Origin of the sequence: Streptomyces malaysiensis subsp. malaysiensis, assembly GCF_040653035.1 — a bacterium.
GTDB lineage: Bacteria > Actinomycetota > Actinomycetes > Streptomycetales > Streptomycetaceae > Streptomyces > Streptomyces malaysiensis.
This window is the reverse complement of sequence record NZ_JBEZNG010000025.1, coordinates 1-16088: the sequence shown is the minus strand read 5'-3', so window position 1 is coordinate 16088 and position 16088 is coordinate 1. Positions and strand designations below refer to the sequence as shown.

The 16088-nt window shown below is 69.6% G+C and carries 11 protein-coding genes and 1 pseudogene; 11 read left to right on the top strand and 1 reads right to left on the bottom strand.

Going from position 1 to position 16088, the window contains the following annotated elements; all coding sequences use genetic code 11:
- Positions 1-45: 45 nt before the first annotated feature.
- The 4 genes from AB0E24_RS35805 to AB0E24_RS35790 are packed head-to-tail and all read left to right on the top strand — an operon-like array spanning position 46 to position 3653.
- A complete protein-coding gene (locus tag AB0E24_RS35805; RefSeq protein ID WP_359383488.1) occupies positions 46-1215 on the top strand; it encodes a glutathione-independent formaldehyde dehydrogenase in 1170 nt (389 codons plus the stop codon).
- Positions 1148-1573: a thioredoxin family protein gene (locus AB0E24_RS46075; RefSeq protein ID WP_432445203.1), complete on the top strand. Its 426-nt coding sequence runs from the start codon at positions 1148-1150 to the stop codon at positions 1571-1573. The genes AB0E24_RS35805 and AB0E24_RS46075 overlap by 68 nt, the downstream gene beginning before the upstream one ends.
- A gap of 5 nt (positions 1574-1578) precedes the next feature.
- On the top strand, positions 1579-1851 hold the full coding sequence (locus AB0E24_RS35795; RefSeq protein WP_359383485.1) for a UBP-type zinc finger domain-containing protein: 273 nt from the start codon (positions 1579-1581) through the stop codon (positions 1849-1851).
- Entirely contained in the window at positions 1851-3653 is a 1803-nt protein-coding gene (locus AB0E24_RS35790; protein ID WP_359383483.1) for an FAD-dependent oxidoreductase, read from the top strand. Before AB0E24_RS35795 ends, AB0E24_RS35790 begins: the two co-directional genes overlap by 1 nt.
- Positions 3654-3797: 144 nt before the next feature.
- On the opposite strand, the gene AB0E24_RS35785 is transcribed toward AB0E24_RS35790, so the two are convergent.
- Positions 3798-4247 carry a DUF1931 family protein gene (locus AB0E24_RS35785; RefSeq protein WP_069874098.1) on the bottom strand — a complete coding sequence of 150 codons (450 nt, stop codon included), beginning with the start codon at positions 4245-4247 and terminating at the stop codon, positions 3798-3800.
- A 340-nt stretch (positions 4248-4587) separates the two neighbouring features.
- On the opposite strand from AB0E24_RS35785, the gene AB0E24_RS35780 reads away from it, so the two are divergent.
- From AB0E24_RS35780 to AB0E24_RS35750, 7 genes and pseudogenes are all read left to right on the top strand, one after another.
- The gene (locus AB0E24_RS35780) at positions 4588-6402 is read left to right on the top strand and encodes an APC family permease (RefSeq protein ID WP_359383479.1); all 1815 of its coding nucleotides are present in this window, start codon (positions 4588-4590) and stop codon (positions 6400-6402) included.
- An 831-nt stretch (positions 6403-7233) separates the two neighbouring features.
- Entirely contained in the window at positions 7234-8319 is a 1086-nt protein-coding gene (locus AB0E24_RS35775) for a helix-turn-helix transcriptional regulator (protein WP_158525892.1), read from the top strand.
- Between the two features lie 105 nt (positions 8320-8424).
- Positions 8425-9789, top strand: coding sequence for a crotonyl-CoA carboxylase/reductase (gene ccrA / locus AB0E24_RS35770; protein WP_359383475.1), 1365 nt, complete (start codon positions 8425-8427; stop codon positions 9787-9789).
- Positions 9790-9920: 131 nt separating this feature from the next.
- The gene (locus AB0E24_RS35765) at positions 9921-10058 is read left to right on the top strand and encodes a 3-hydroxyacyl-CoA dehydrogenase NAD-binding domain-containing protein (RefSeq protein WP_347231417.1); all 138 of its coding nucleotides are present in this window, start codon (positions 9921-9923) and stop codon (positions 10056-10058) included.
- 111 nt (positions 10059-10169) lie between these two features.
- Positions 10170-10650: pseudogene (locus AB0E24_RS35760) on the top strand (acyl-CoA dehydrogenase family protein); the annotation flags it as partial.
- Positions 10649-10804: a hypothetical protein gene (locus tag AB0E24_RS35755; protein WP_158525891.1), complete on the top strand. Its 156-nt coding sequence runs from the start codon at positions 10649-10651 to the stop codon at positions 10802-10804. The pseudogene AB0E24_RS35760 and the gene AB0E24_RS35755, both read left to right, overlap by 2 nt.
- A gap of 473 nt (positions 10805-11277) precedes the next feature.
- A partial coding sequence (locus tag AB0E24_RS35750) for an AMP-binding protein (protein ID WP_359383470.1) occupies positions 11278-16088 on the top strand: 4811 nt, incomplete at its 3' end.

The following is a 16088-nucleotide window of genomic DNA, read 5'->3' as shown; positions in this document are numbered from 1 at the left end:
GACGGCAGTGGGCGCATACGTGTGGTGGTGAGACGAGGAGTGATCATGAAAGCAGCTGTATACGAAGGGCCGCGGAACGTCACGGTCGAGGAGAAGCCCGACCCGAGGATCGAGCACCCCTGCGACGCGATCGTCAAAATCACCACCACCAATATCTGTGGCTCCGATCTGCACATGTACGAAGGGCGTACGTCGTTCGAGAAGGGCCGCATCTTCGGGCACGAGAACCTGGGGCAGGTCATCGAGGTCGGCTCGGCGGTCAGAAAGCTCAAGGTCGGCATGTATGTGGTGCTGCCGTTCAACATCGCCTGCGGCTTCTGCAAACAGTGCGAGCGCGGCTTGACCAACTACTGCCTGACCATGCAGCCGCAGCCCTCGGCCGCCGGAGCCGCTTACGGCTTCGCGGACATGGGGCCGTACCAGGGCGGCCAGGCCGAGTTCCTGCGCGTGCCGTACGCGGACTTCAACGCGCTGCGGCTGGGCGAGGACGCCGAAGAGCGCCAGGCGGACTACGTGATGCTGGCCGACATCTTCCCCACCGGCTACCACGCCACCGAGATGGCGGACGTCAAGCCCGGGGACCAGACCGTCATCTACGGTGCGGGTCCCGTGGGGCTGATGGCGGCCTACTCGGCGGTGATCAAGGGTGCTGGACGGGTGTGGGTGTGCGACTTCCACACCGATCGGTTGCGCAAGGCCGAGGAGATCGGCGCCATGCCGATCGACATGCGCGAGCAGGACCCGGGCGAGGTCATCAAGGAAGCCACTTTGGGGCTCGGCGCCGACAACGGCTGCGAGTGCGTCGGCTACCAGGCCCATGACCCGTCGGGCCACGAGGACGCCTCCCGCACGATGAACAGCCTGATCGAGAGCGTCCGCTTCACCGGGTGCATCGGCGTGGTGGGCGTGTTCGTCCGCGAGGACCCGGGCGGCAGGGAAGCCCAGCCCCAGATCGGCGACTTCGAGGCCAAGGGCAAGGTGCCCATCGACTGGGGCAAGCTGTGGTTCAAGGGCCAGCAGATCGGCACCGGTCAGGCGCCGGTGAAGAGGTACAACCGCCGGCTGCGCGACCTGATCGCCGGGGGCAAGGCCAAGCCCAGCTGGGTGGTCTCCCATGAGCTTCCGCTGGACCAGGCCCCCGACGCCTATGACCACTTCGACCGCCGGGACGAGGGCTGGACCAAGGTCATCCTGCACCCGGACGGTTCCGGCTGATCCGGCGGCCGGGGACCGGGGGCCGCTGTCCCGGTGCCCCGAGGCCCACGGGGGCGGGGCGCATCCTGGCCGCGCGGGGCCGTCTTTGCCCGCGTGGAGGACACCGTCTCCATCCTGCGCGGCCTGCGCGAGCGTCTCGAGGTCTTCCACGCTGGCGGGCAGGGTCAAACTCGTCAAGGCCGACATCGACCGCAATCCGCGCCTCGCCCAGCGGTTCGAGGTGCAGGCCGTGCCGACCCTGCTCATCCTGGACAAGGGGAAGCCGGTCGCCCGCCGCGCGGGTGCCGCCCCGGCGGGCACCCTGCGCTCGTGGGTCGAGCAGGTGGCGGCGGGACGGCGGGACAGCGAGAGAGGGTGAACGCCATGGCCACCGAGCCCGATCCGCATCTGTCGATGGTGCGTCCGGTCACCCCGCACACCCCCGAGGGGTGTGAGGAGTGCCTGCGTCTGGGGTCCCCCTGGGGCCATCTGCGGCTCTGCCTGACCTGCGGACACGTGGGATGCCGCGACTCCTCGCCGCTCAAGCACGCCCGTGCCCACGCCCACGTCGAGCAGCATCCCATCGTGGAGCCCGTGGAACTCATGGAGCCGGGCGAGACCTGGCGGTGGTGCTACGCCCGCGAGGCCATGGTCTGATGGCGGGCGAGGACCGGCCCCCCGACGCCGCTCCCGACGAGGCGGTGCCGTTCGAGACCCCGGATCTGTACGGCGCCTATCCCCGGCTGTCGCAAGCCCAGATCGCGTTCCTCGCCGAACACGGGGAGCGCTTCCGGGTCGAGCCGGGCCAGGTGCTGGTCCGGGAGGGGGAGGGGTGTGCGGAGTTCCTGGTCATCCTCAGCGGCTCCATCGAGATCGTAGAGGCCCATGGCACCCCCGACGAGCGGGTCCTGAGGGTGCATGGGCCGGGGCGCTTCCTCGGCGAGCTGGGGCTGCTCCAGGGGCAGGTGGCCTTCTACACCGCCCGGGTCCGTGAGCCCGGGGAGGTGCTGTCCCTTCCGATCGACCGGCTGCGGGTGCTGGTCGCCCGCGATCCGATCCTCGGCGACCTCATCCTCCGCGCTTACCTGGGCCGCCGGGCGCTGCTCGTCGGGGTCGGCGCCGGCTTCCGCATCCTCGGCTCGCGCTACTCGTCCGACACCCGGCGGCTGCGCGAGTTCGCGGCTCGCAACCGGCTGCCGCACCGCTGGATCGATCTGGAGGCGGACGAGGAGGCCGAGGCACTGCTGCGCCGCTTCTCCATCCCCCCGGAAGAGACACCGATCGTCATCTGGCGCGATCAGCGGGTGCTGCGCAACCCCAGCAATGCCGAACTGGCGCGGCTCATCGGTCTCTCCCCTCCGTCCGCCGAGGAGACCCGCAGCGATCTGATCATCGTCGGCTCCGGACCCGCCGGGCTGGCGGCCGCCGTCTATGGCGCGTCCGAGGGACTGACCACAGCCCTCCTGGACGCGATCGCCACGGGCGGCCAGGCGAGCACGTCGTCCCTCATCGAGAACTACTTCGGCTTTCCGAGCGGGATCTCCGGTTCCGACCTCGCCGAACGAGGCGAACTCCAAGCGCGCAAGTTCGGGGCCCAGGTGTGGGTTCCCGCGGAAGCGGCTTTGCTCAAGCCCGAGGACGACGGCTACTACCGTGTCACCTTCGCCGACGGCGGCGATGTGGTGAGCCACACCGTCGTGCTGGCTACGGGCGCCTGGTACCGCAGGCTCGAAGTGCCCGGCATCGAACGGGTGGAGGGGACGAGCGTCCACTATGCGGCGACCGTGTACGAGGCGCAGCAGTGCAGCGCGGATCCGGTCGCGGTGGTCGGCGGCGGCAACTCCGCGGGCCAGGCCGTCCTCTTCCTCGCACAGCGCGTCCCGCGCGTGCATCTGCTGGTCCGGGGCCCGGACCTCGGCGCCAAGATGTCCCGTTACCTCGTCGACCAGATCGAACGCCATCCACGGGTGAATGTGCTGCGGAACAGCGAGGTGCGCGGGGTGGTGGAGGGCGACGAGGTCCTGCGGGCCATCGTGGTGGAGAACAACCGTACGGGGGAGCGCCGCAATCTGGTCGTGCGCGCGATGTTCGTCTTCATCGGGACCCGGCCCCGTTCGGCGTGGCTCGGCGACGTGGTCGCCTTGGACGACCGGGGCTTCGTGCTCACCGGCGCCTCGGCGCGGGCCCGCGCGAGTGGCACGGTCTGGGAGGGCCAGGGCCGTACCTGTCTGGGGCTGGAGACCAGCCTGCCCGGCGTCTTCGCCGCGGGCGACGTGCGCAGCGGCTCCGTCAAGCGGGTGGCCTCCGCCGCCGGCGAAGGGGCGATGGCCATCCACCAGGTCCACGAGCACCTCGGCCACACCACCGTCGACGTCGCGCGCCACCTCGATGACGCAGAGGCTCCGTCCGGCCCGTTCACCGAGCCGGGCGGTGGTCACGGCACATCCCCTGCCCACTGACCGACACCGGAGGTGACGGACGATGAACATGCCGGTTCGCCGACAGCAGCGAGGCCAGGGAACGGCGGAGCGTCCCAGGGACTGGGCGCGTAATCCGCCGGTCCGGCGGCCACCGCATCGCTCCCGGCGTTCACAACCCCGGCGTCACAACAGGAGATTGAAGAGCGGCCAGACCGTCTCCCAGTGCTTGGTCTGCGGATTCTTCAGGTCCGGATAGATGATCTTGAACGCCTTGGCGAGCGCCAGGCTGAGCCCGCCGACGATTTCCGGCAACCTCGCCTCTGTCGCGTCGTCGGGTGCGCGGTCCAGCGGCGGGTGCCTGACGAGCTGATCGAGGATGGGCTTCAACTCGATCTCGTGGTCGAGGTCCCGGAAGCGGTGGATGCTCTCCTGTAGCCCCTTGGTGATCGGCAGATCCCACGGCACGATCACGTCCCGGTTGTTGGCCTTCGCGACCGCCTCGGCGATGAGCAGCAGATCGTAGACTTTGGCGTCCACGAAGTCGCTGTAGCGCTTGAGGTCGTTCTTGTCGACATCAAGTCCCGCCGCCACCCGGAAGAACCGCTCGAACCTGGGCACGGACATCACCGTCATGGTCACCAACCTCCAGTCGTCCGGCGCCGGGCGTAACCCGGCGCGCCTCGTCAGTGCCACCCTCGCTCGGCGGATGCGCGACCGCATGGGCCCCAGGAACCAATCGCACGGCCCGGCCTGCTGCCGACAGGTCGGTGACCGCGCCAGGTCATGCTATGGGCGCGGCTCCCACCGCCCCGGCGACACTCGGGGAGCGCCGTGAGGAGCACTCGGTCAGGTCAGGGAGTCACGGAGGCGGCGGACACGTGGCGGCTGTTCGGGCATGCCTCAGGTGGCCGGGCGCCACGGCGGGGCACACTGTCGCGGGACGGTCCCCGACAACCCCGCCCCGAGGTTCCCCATGGCGTTCGGACTGGCACACCGCGCATTGCGGCCACGGGTACCTTTGCGCCACGGGGAGGGCGACAAGCACCGTCTCACCAGCCTTGAGGGGCTGGCCGCGCTGTCCCTGGACGCGCTGAGCTCGGTCGCGTACGGCCCTGAGGCCATCGTGGTCGTCCTGGTCGCCGCCGGCACCGGGGCCCTTACCGCCACGCTGCCCATCACTGTCGTCATCACCGTCCTGCTCACCGTGCTGGTGATCTCCTACCGCCAGGTGATCGCCGTCCATCCGGACGGCGGCGGCGCCTACGCGGTGGCGAAGAAGAGCCTCGGGCAACGGGTGAGCCTGCTCGCCGCGGCGAGCCTGACCATCGACTACGTCCTCACCGTCGCCGTCAGCCTGGCCGCCGGCGCCGCCAGCCTCGCATCCGCCTTCCCGATCCTCTCCTCGCATCTGCTCGCCGTCTGCCTGGTGCTGCTCGCCCTGCTCACGGCCGTGAACCTCTGGGGAGTGGCCGAGAGCGCCCGGGTGCTGATGCTGCCGACCGTGCTGTTCATCGTCAGCATGCTCGGCGTCGTCGTCATGGGGATCCTGCGCTCGCATCCCGCGGCCGTCGTCGGCGCCGCCCATCCCGTCCGGGCCACCGAGGCGCTGGGCGTCCTGCTGATCCTCAAAGCGTTCTCCTCGGGCTGCTCCGCCCTGACCGGGGTGGAGGCCATCGCCAACGGCGTGCCGATGTTCCGCGAGCCGCGCATCAAGCGGGCCCAGCACACCGAGCTGATGCTCGGCCTGCTCCTCGGAGTGATGCTGCTCGGGATGGCGTATCTGATCCGCCGTGACCATGTCGCGCCGCGCGGCGGTGTGACGGTCCTCGCCCAGCTCGCCGCCGGGTCGTACGGAGCCGGATGGCAGTACTACGCGACCAACCTCATCGTCACCCTTGCTCTCGCGCTCGCCGCGAACACCAGCTTCGGCGGCCTCCCGGTCCTGCTGAGCCTGCTGGCGCGGGACGACCGGCTGCCCCACCTGTTCGGGCTGCGCGCGGAGCGCCCGGTGTACCGGTACGGCGTGGTGGCGCTGGCGCTGCTGTCGGCCCTGCTGCTCATCGCGGTGGGGGGCGAGACCCATCGGCTGATCCCGCTGTTCGCCATCGGGGTGTTCACCGGCTTCACCATCAGTCAGATCGGGCTGGTACGGCACTGGGCAACCGAGCAGCCGGAAGGGTGGCCGCACCGGGCGATGATCAACGGTCTGGGGGCCGTGCTGACCACCGGGGCCGGTCTGGTCCTGCTGACCACCAAGTTCCTCGAAGGGGCCTGGGCGGTGGTCGTCGCGGTGCCGCTGCTGATGCTGCTGTTCACCCGCGTCCAGCGCTATTACACGGCAGCCGGCGAGGAACTCGGGCCCGGGCGGATCCCGCCGCCACCGGTGCGCACCATGAGCCTGGTCATCGTCCCGCTCGGCGAGGTCAGCAGGCTCGCGCAGCGCGCGCTGACGGCGGCGCTCGCCCTGGGCGACGAGGTCGTGGCGGTCAGCGTCCAGGCCGAGCCCGCGAAGGCGCGGGCGCTCCAGGACTCCTGGGAGCGCTGGAATCCCGGGGTGCGCCTGGAGATCATCGACAGCCCGCACCGGTCCCTGGTGCAGCCGATGGTCGCGTATGTGCGGCGCGAGGCCGGGGGCGGCCGGGAGATCGCCGTTCTCATCCCCGAGGTCGAGCCCCGGCACCGGCGCTACAAGATGCTCCAGAACCAGCGCGGCCTGCTGCTGGCCACGGTCCTCAGGGCGCGCACCGATGTCGTCGTCTGCATGATGCCGTACGGCCTGAGCGTGTGAGCGGGGCCCGCTCGGCGGAGCTTGTGGTACCTCGCGTGGCGGGTGGCCGCGTGAGAACGGCTTGCGGCCTGCTGAGCTTTGACAGATCCAAACCAGCAGGTCATCCCGGGGGCGGGTGAGACATTCAGGTCACCGACCCGGGCGCGGCCCGCCCCGGTTCGGGTCTGTCCATAACACGTCTTAACGAATGTCTTACTAGGTTTTTTGTTAGTTCTGTTGGTGGTTGAGTGTGGATCATCAATCCCGTGTGCGTGAGGAAGGGCCACGGGAGTTGCCCATCGGAGGAGACTCGGCGGATGGCGCGTTCGGCGGTGTCGGCGACGTCGGCGAGGTGGTTGCCGGTGAGGTGGTTGCCGGTGAGGTTGGCCGGCTCGCGTGTTTTGATCGCCGACCACAGCGGTTCCACACCCCGGCCGTCCGGTCAGCAGCCGCCACACCACGCCCGCGCTGATCTCGGCGGTGAGCCCGTCCTCGACGCCAGGGCGCGGCTCACGGGCAGTCGATCCTGAACTCAAAGCGTCTCGGATCAATACCCCTGCGGCACACCATCCGGTGGTCCTCCCACAGCAAGGTGCGCGTCGCATCGTAAGTGCTCAGTGCTTCTGAATTGAGAAAGAAATGGTCTACCCATCGTCCTCCGAGCGAGGTCGCTTTATAGCCCAATCAGCGTCTTTCTGGCTCGAAGGACGGCTTGGCAGGAGCATGGGGCTGGCGGCCGCCGTTTCGAAATGGGATTCGTGTGAGTTTCCCGGCCGTGACCCGTCGTTTGAGGCGAGCATCTGGTATGCGACGCTGCTGACACGCGTCCGCGGCCTCCGGTCCGCCGCACGGTTGCTCGCCGGCGAGCAGTCCTATGTCCAGGGACCGCACCGGCCGGAGGTGCAGGCCGCACTGCTGATCTGCGAGGCGGAGATCTCCCTGGCCGGGGGCCAGCTCACCAGGGCGGTGGCGGCTGCTGACGCGGGACTGCGGCTGGCGGCTCAGACTGGGAACCGTGGGCTCTTGCCGCGGGGGCACGTGGTCATGGCCGTGTGCTCCATCCGCGCCTTGGACCTGACGACCGGATTGCTGTATGCCAACCACCTGCGGGACGCGGCGCTGCTCGGGCAGGAGAACCCCATCCCGGGGCAGTGTGTCTGGGCGGCTGCCCAGGCTCTGGAGGCTCGTGACGGCGTGGAGAGCGTGGCTCATCTCCTCAAGGGCGTTCTCCGTCATGACGTGCTCATCCGTGAGTTGTTGGTGTCTCAGCCGGCCGCGGCCCCCTGGCTGGTCAGGGCCGGACAGCGACTCGGCGATGACGATCTCGCCGGGCGCGTCGTCGGCGTCATGCACCGGCTCGCCGTGATGAACCGCAGTTTCCGCAGCGTCCGAGCGTCGGCCGAGCATGCCTCCGGGCTGTACGCACGCGATGCGGATGCCCTGGAGGCTGTGTCCGAGCGGCACTTGGATCCGTGGGCCCGCGCGTCCGCTCTGGAGGACGCGAGCCGGGTGCGTTCGGAGCGTGTCGCCGAACGCGGCCAGGCGGTGGACCTGCTCAGACGCGCGGCCGGCGCCTATCTGGGCTCGGGGGCCTCCAGGGATCTGGCGCGGGTGCAAAGCCGGCTGCGTGAACTCGACGACCACGGCGGCCGACCGGCCCGTAGCCGGACTCGGATCAGTCAGCTCACCGACACCGAGTTCGCGGTGGCCGAGCTCGTCAGCGAGGGCCTCACCAACAGCAGAGTGGGCAGCCAGCTCTATATCTCTCCGCACACGGTGGCGTTCCACCTCAAGAAGATCTTTCGCAAGCTCGACGTGACCTCCCGGGTAGAACTGGCGCGCTCCTGGAACCGGATCCTGGTGGAGGGGGCGACGACCGGCTCGGCGGGTCCGGGGAAGGACTTCCTCGTCCGGCCCATGGCCCGGAAGGCCGGGTAGCCGCTCTACCAACATGAGGGATGCTGTGGCGGCGGGTCCGCACGTAGCGTCCAGCGAGGGAAGCCGTGTTGTCCCTTTTCGCCGGCCCGCCCTGGAAGGAACGCAGTGAAAGAAATCCTCGATGCCATCATGTCCGGTAGGGCCACCAGTGAGGACTACGCGGCCCTGCCGCTACCCGAGCACTACCGGGGCGTCGTGTTGCTGGCCGAGGAGGCGGAGAAGTATGCCGGGGCCGAGGACACCTGCCGCAGCCCGAGCGACTCGCTGCATCTCTTCGACGTGCCCACACCGGAACCGGGGCCCGGCGAGGTGCTGGTGGCGGTCATGGCCAGCAGCATCAACTACAACACGGTGTGGAGCGCGCTCTTCGAGCCCGTCCCGACCTTCCGCTTCCTGTCCCGGTACGCCCGCACCGCACCGGAGGCGGCCCGCCACGACCAGCCGTTCCACGTCGTCGGCTCGGACCTGTCCGGCGTCGTCTTGCGTGTCGGTGCCGGGGTTCACAAGTTCAAGCCGGGCTCCGAGGTGGTCGCGCACTGTCTCTCCGTCGAGCTGAACGACGCGGACGGTCATGGCGACAGCATGCTCGACCCCGAGCAGCGGATCTGGGGCTTCGAGACGAACTACGGCGGGCTGGCGGAGATCGCCCTTGTCAAGGCCAATCAGCTGATGCCCAAGCCGGCCCATCTCACATGGGAGGAAGCGGCGTGCTCACAGCTGGTGAACTCCACCGCATACCGTCAGTTGGTCTCTCGCAACGGTGCTGCCATGAAGCAGGGCGACGTCGTGCTGATCTGGGGCGCGGCCGGCGGGCTCGGGTCGTACGCCACTCAGATCGTGCTCAACGGCGGAGGTATCCCCGTCTGCGTCGTCTCCAGTGAGGCCAAGGCCGACCTGGTCCGCTCGATGGGGGCCGAGATCGTCATCAACCGGTCGGCCGAGGGGTACCGCTTCTGGCGAGACGAGTCCACGCCCGACCCCAGGGAGTGGCGCCGCTTCGGGTCGCAGATCCGCGAGCTGACCGGCGGCGAGGACCCCGACATCGTCTTCGAGCACCCGGGCCGGGAGACCTTCGGCGCCAGCGTTTACGTGGCCCGGCGTGGCGGCACCATTGTGACCTGCGCTTCCACGTCCGGGTACGACCACGCATTCGACAACCGTTACCTGTGGATGAACCTCAAACGGGTGATCGGCACCCACTTCGCCAACTATCGGGAGGCGTGGGAGGCCAACCGCCTCATCATCAAGGGAATGGTTCACCCCACGTTGTCCAGGACCTACAGGCTGCACGAAACCGGTCGGGCGGTCGACGCCGTGCACCGTAACCAGCACAGCGGGAAGGTGGGTGTGCTCGCTCTCGCTCCCGAACGCGGCCTCGGGGTAACCGATCACGCCATGCGGGCGCGGCTGCTACCGCAGATCACCCGCTTCCAGGACGGTCACACTGATTGGCCAGGAGTCGCTTCATGACCCATGAGCCCGTCCGGCGCGCTTGTGGTTCACGGGCTCACCCTCGCCGCGGAGTCCGGACGGTCCGGCCGACTGGCTGGACTCTGTCCTGCCCGGCACCATCCTGACCCCAAAGCGAGTAGGCGGCCGATATGCGGCAACCACACCACCACCTCGTCGTCCTCGGCGCCGGTGTCATGGGCCCGAGCATCGCGACGTTGGCGGTCGGCCACGGCGTCCCTGTCACCCTCATCGACGTGAACGACGCGAAACTCGCCGCCGGTGAGTGATGAGTTCGCCGACGCGGCCGCCTCCGTCGCCGCCCTGGTCGGCGACCGGGCCGGGGGCTGAAACCTGGACGGCCTGATCCCCGAGCCGCCGCTGCGTGAACTCGGCGCGACAGCGACCTGTCGGCCATCCGCACCACCATCCGCGGCGAGGGCGACACCCTGGTCGTCGACGGTCACAAGGTCTGGGTAACCGCCGCCCACTACGCCGACCTGCTCGTCGTCTTCGGACGCTACGGCGAGGGGGCCGCCGCCGTCGTGATCCCCGCCGACACGCCCGGTGTCCGGGTGCGAAGGGTCGCGGACCCGATGGGCTGCCGCGCCGCGGGCCACGCCGAAGTGACCCTGCAAGGAGTACGGATCCCCGCCGACCACCTGCTCGGCGGCGACGGACTGTCCAAGCGCCACCGTGCTCGCCAAACACGTCAGCGCGGTGCAGGCCGCCCGCGGAGCCGCCATCGCCGTCCAGGTCATGGCCTCGGCGGGCGCAAGGGACGGTCATGTGGTGGCCCGCGCCTACCGGGACGCCAAACTCATGGAGATCATCGAAGGCAGCAATGAGATGTGTGAACTGATGCTCGCCCAGCACGCGCTTGGAGGTCGCCTACCGCTTCGCAGGCTTCGAGGAGTCACCCCGCTCCTGCGTCGAGGCCCTGGACGGCGCAGGCCGGGACGTCGAGCGGCTCCATCTCGTGGCCGATCCGAGACCGGCGCCGACCACGATGCGCCTGGAGACCTCCGGCGTGTGACCAATGTGCCTCGGGGCTGTGACGACATCGGTTGTCACAGCCCCGAGGCACGTGTCGGTCAGGCCCCTTTTACGGCGGCGAGGGTGACACCGTCGGCGAACACCAAGTCGAAGCTCGCCGGACCCCGCTCGGCGAGCAGCTCCCAAAGGACGGCGGCCGCGTCCTCCACAAGCGGCTCACCGGGCAGAACCGGCTGTGACAGCCGCGGGCCGCGAATGCTTTCGAGATCTACATGACACTGTCACGGGTCTCATGCCTTCAGGCGGGAGCTACCAGACCAAGGGATGTCAGGCGCAGGTCGTCCTGTTTAGTGTTGTTCAGGGCAGAGCTTGATTTCGCGAAGCAGCCTGATGCCTGCGCGCCCGCCGAACGACGAGATTCCCTTGCCGGCAAAGGAATCCGTGTTCTTTGTGAAGGGGCTCCGAGTCGACTCGCCCCCGCATGGAGAAAGCCGGAAGGAGAATCGAGCCAAGGTGCTTCCCGACTTGATCACCCCGCTGTCGGTCATCCTGAGGGAGAACGCGGGCCGGTTCCCGGACAAGATCGCTTTCGAGGACGACCGGCACGCGGTCACCTACCGAGAACTCGACGCACGGACGCGGAGACTGGCCGGTCACCTGGTCGGCCTCGGTGTCCGGCGCGGCGACCGGGTGGCTCTGTGTCTCGGCAACTCGGTCGCGATGGTGGAGAGCTATCTCGCCGTGGTACGGGCCGGCGGCATCGGCGTACCGATCAACCCGCAGGCCGCCCCGGCGGAAATGAAATACCTCCTGGCCGACAGCGCGGCGACGCTCGCCCTCACCGGCACCGCGAATGCCGAAACATTTCTTCAGTCGATTCCCCGAGCGGCACGCGAGGTGTCCGTCGTTGTGGCCGACGCCCTCGGCCCCGATGCCGGGCACACCTTGCCCCCGGGCGCCGTGGCGTACGAGGAAATCGTCGCCACCGAGCCCGTCACCGAAGCTCCGGATGACCTCGGCCTGGACGAGGTGGCCTGGATGTTCTACACCTCGGGCACCACCGGCCGCCCCAAGGGCGTCCTGTCCACCCAGCGCAACTGTCTCTACTCCGTTGCCTCCTGCTACATTCCCGTGCCCGGACTCACCGAGCATGACCGCGTCCTGTGGCCACTGCCGCTCTTCCACAGCCTGTCGCACATCGCCTGCGTCCTGTCGGTCACCGTCTCCGGAGCCACCGCCCGGATCATGGACGGCAGTTCGGCCGACGACATCCTGACCGCTCTCCGCGAGAACCGTTCCACCTTGCTGGCCGGCGTCCCCACTACCTACCACCACCTGGTCGGCATCGCCCACCGCACCGGCCTGTCTCTGCCCGACCTGAGGATCGGCCTCGTGGGCGGTGCCGTCACCGGCCCCGGACTGCGCCGTTCCTTCGAGGCGGCCTTCGGCGTCCCCCTCGTCGACGCCTACGGCAGCACCGAGACCTGCGGCGCCATCACCATCAACCCGCCCGACGGCCACGTGGTCGAGGGCTCCTGCGGCCTGCCCGTGCCCGGTGTCGGAGTCCGGATCGTCGACCCCCGCACCGGACAGGAGGTGCCCGCCGGGCAGGAGGGCGAGGTCTGGGTCAGCGGGCCGAACGTCATGGTCGGTTACCACAACAACCCGCAGGCCACCGCCGAGGTCTTGCAGGACGGCTGGTTCCACACCGGCGATCTGGCCCGGCGCGACGAAGCCGGCTACTTCACCATCTGCGGCCGTCTCAAGGACGTCATCATCCGCGGCGGCGAGAACATCCACCCCGACGAGATCGAGGCCGCCCTGCGCGGGGCCGAGGGCGTGGCCGACGCCGCGGTCGCGGGCATGCCCCACGACACCCTCGGCGAGGTCCCCGTCGCCTGGGTGGTTCCTGGTCCGGACGGTGTCGACCTCACCCGGCTGCTCGACCGTTGCCGCACCCAGCTCTCCCCGTACAAGCTCCCCGAACGCATACATGAGGCCCGGACCATCCCCAGGACCGCCTCGGGGAAGGTCATCCGTCGCCTCCTCGCTGACCTGCCGGCCCGGCTGCGATACGCCGCCGACGGTCACTACGAGGGACTGATGCTGAGGGACTGGAGCGGGGCGGCAGTCTCCTCCGACGTGCCGGAAGAGCTCCGTTGGGCGGTGGTGGGCCGGGACGCCGTCACCGATGGCCTGGCCGCCGCTCTTCGGAAGGCCGGCGTCGCCGACGTACGGCAATACGCCGACCTTCCAACGTCACGCACCACCCCTGACGCGGCCACCTACGTGACCGTCCTCGCCGAGGCGGACGCGGACACGTTGACGTCGGCCCGCGCTGGATGGGCCGAGGAGACGGGGTCCCGGCTCGTCGTCCTCACCCGGGGCGTGATGGGCGTCACCGACCGGGACGGGACGCCAGAGCGCGCCGAAGTCGCGCTGTGGGCTGCCGCACGGGCCGCACAGGCCGACGGGGGTCACGGCGCACCGCTGACAATCGTCGACGTCGAAGCCAGTACCCCGGAGTCCGAGTACGCCGAAGCGCTGATCGCCGCCGTCGCCTCGGGCCTGCCCCAGCTCGCCGTACGGGACGGGAACCTGCTGCGGCCCAGGCTGGTCCGCCTCCCCGTCGTGGACGGGCCGGATCTTGCCACGCCGGCACTCGACGGCCCCGTGATCGTCACAGGTGCCGACACGAAGACAGGCGCGGCCCTCGCCCGCCACCTGGTCACCGTGCACGGAACGCGCCACCTCGTGCTCGTCCAGGCAACCGATACCGTCGACGACCGGGGCCGGGCCGAGCTACCGGCGGACGGCGTGGAGATCGTCCGTGTCGTGGCCGACGGCTCGAATCCGCTGGCGCTCCGTGCGGCCCTGACCAGGACCGGTCCGGTGACCGCGGTCGTGCACACCGCTGACGACCCCGAACTCGCCCGAGCACTGGACGACCTCACCGCCGACGACGATCTCGCCGCGTTCGTGGTGGTGACCGACGCTGCCGCACTGTTGGGCGCGCAGCCCGACGGCCTTGCCCCGACGGTGGTCACCGCCGCCCTCACCGAGGCCGTGGTCCGCGACCGCCGACTGCGCGGGCTGCCCGGCTCGCTGCTGGCCCTCGGCCGGCCGGACGAGGGCCCCGGCGCCTTCGACGCACTCATCGAGACCGGAACCCCGGCCCTCGTGGCACTTTGGCCGACCACCGTCAACCCGGGCGACCGAGTGCGGACGCTCCTCGACACCCTGACCGAACAGGAGCCCCGCGCCACAACACAGGCCGACGAGACGATCACCGCCGCCCTACGCGCGCGCCTTGCGGACCTGATCGAGCGGGACCAGCTCGCCCTGCTCGGCGAGATGATCCGCCAGGAGGCCGCCTCCGTCCACACCCACACGAGCGCCGAACCCACCCCGGCGGGCCGGTCATTCCGCGACCTCGGCCTCAGCTCCCTCGCCGTCGTCGAACTGCGCAACCGGCTGACCAAACGGACCGGGCTGCGCCTGCCCGCCACGGTGACCTTCGACCACCCGACTCCCGAAGCCCTTGCCGGACACCTTCGGGCCAGGGTCCTGGGTCTGCACGAGGCGGCCAGGGAGGCGACAGGGGCCGCCGACCCCGCGGAGCCGATTGCGATCGTGGGTATGGCGTGCCGCCTTCCGGGCGGTGTGGCGAGCCCCCAGGACCTGTGGCGGCTGGTCAGCGAGGGCCGGGACGTTGTGTCCGGCTTCCCGGAGGACCGAGGCTGGGATCTGGACAGTCTGTTCGATGCTGACCCGGAGAAGACCGGCACGTCGTATGCCGATCAGGGTGGGTTCCTGCGCGAGGCGGGCCTGTTCGACGCCGGTTTCTTCGGGATCTCGCCGCGTGAGGCGCTCGCCATGGATCCGCAGCAGCGGCTGTTGCTGGAGACCTCGTGGGAGGCGCTGGAGCGGGCCGGGATCGACCCAGGGACGTTGAAAGGTCATGACGTCGGGGTCTTTTCAGGTCTCATGGCACAGGGGTACGGGCAATCGGGCGCGGCTCCGGCGGAACTCGAGGGCTTCGGCGAGACGGGCACGGCGTCGAGCGTGGCATCCGGGCGTGTGTCGTACGTGTTCGGTTTCGAGGGCCCCGCGATCACGGTGGACACGGCCTGCTCATCCTCCCTCGTGGCCATGCACCTGGCGGCCCAGGCGCTGCGTCAGGGCGAGTGCTCCATGGCGCTGGCGGGTGGCGCGACGGTGATGGCGACCCCCTCCACGTTCGTGGAGTTCTCACGCCAACGCGCACTGTCCTCGGACGGCCGGTGCAAGTCGTACGCGGATGCCGCGGATGGTACGGGCTGGGCCGAGGGCGCGGGTGTCGTGGTCCTGGAGCGGCTGTCGGAGGCGCGGCGCAACGGGCACCGGGTCCTTGCGGTGATCCGTGGCAGTGCGGTCAGTCAGGACGGCGCGTCGAATGGTCTGACGGCGCCGAGCGGTCTTGCGCAGCAGAGGGTGATTCGTAGGGCGCTGGCCAGTGCGGGGTTGTCGGCGGCTGATGTGGATGTGGTGGAGGGGCATGGCACGGGTACGGTGCTCGGTGATCCCATCGAGGCGCAGGCGCTGCTGGCGACGTACGGCCAGGACCGGGAGCCCGAGCGTCCCTTGTGGCTGGGCTCGCTGAAGTCGAACCTCGGGCATGCCCAGGCCGCCGCCGGTGTGGCTGGTGTGATCAAGATGGTGGAGGCGTTGCGGCACGGCGTGATGCCGGCGACGCTGCATGCCGATACCCCGTCGTCACAGGTGGACTGGTCGGTGGGTGCCGTCGAGGTGCTGTCCGAGGCTCGCATCTGGCCGGAGACCGGCCGGCCGCGCCGCGCTGGTGTCTCGTCCTTCGGCCTCAGCGGGACGAATGCGCACCTGATTCTGGAGCATTCCCCGGAGCCTGCGTCTGAGCCGGTGGTGGATGCCGTTGATGGTGTGGTGCCGCTGGTGGTGTCGGCGGCTACGGCCGCCTCGCTGACCGGCCAGGCGCAGCGGCTCGCGTCCTTCGTCGGTTCCGCATCGGATGTGGTGCTGCCGGAGGTTGCGGCGGGGTTGGTGTCGCGGCGTGCGGTGTTGTCCGAGCGTGCGGTGGTGGTGGCGGGTTCGCGTGATGAGGCGTTGTCGGGGCTGGGTGCGCTGGCTTGTGGTGAGGATGTTCGTGGGGTGGTTGTTGGTGGTGGGGTGAGGTCGGGTGGGGACGGCAAGGTTGTGTTGGTGTTTCCGGGGCAGGGTTCGCCGTGGGTTGGTATGGGGCGTGAGTTGTTGGAGTGTTCGGAGGTGTTTGCGGCGCGGGTGGGGGAGTGTGCGGTGGCGTTGGAGCG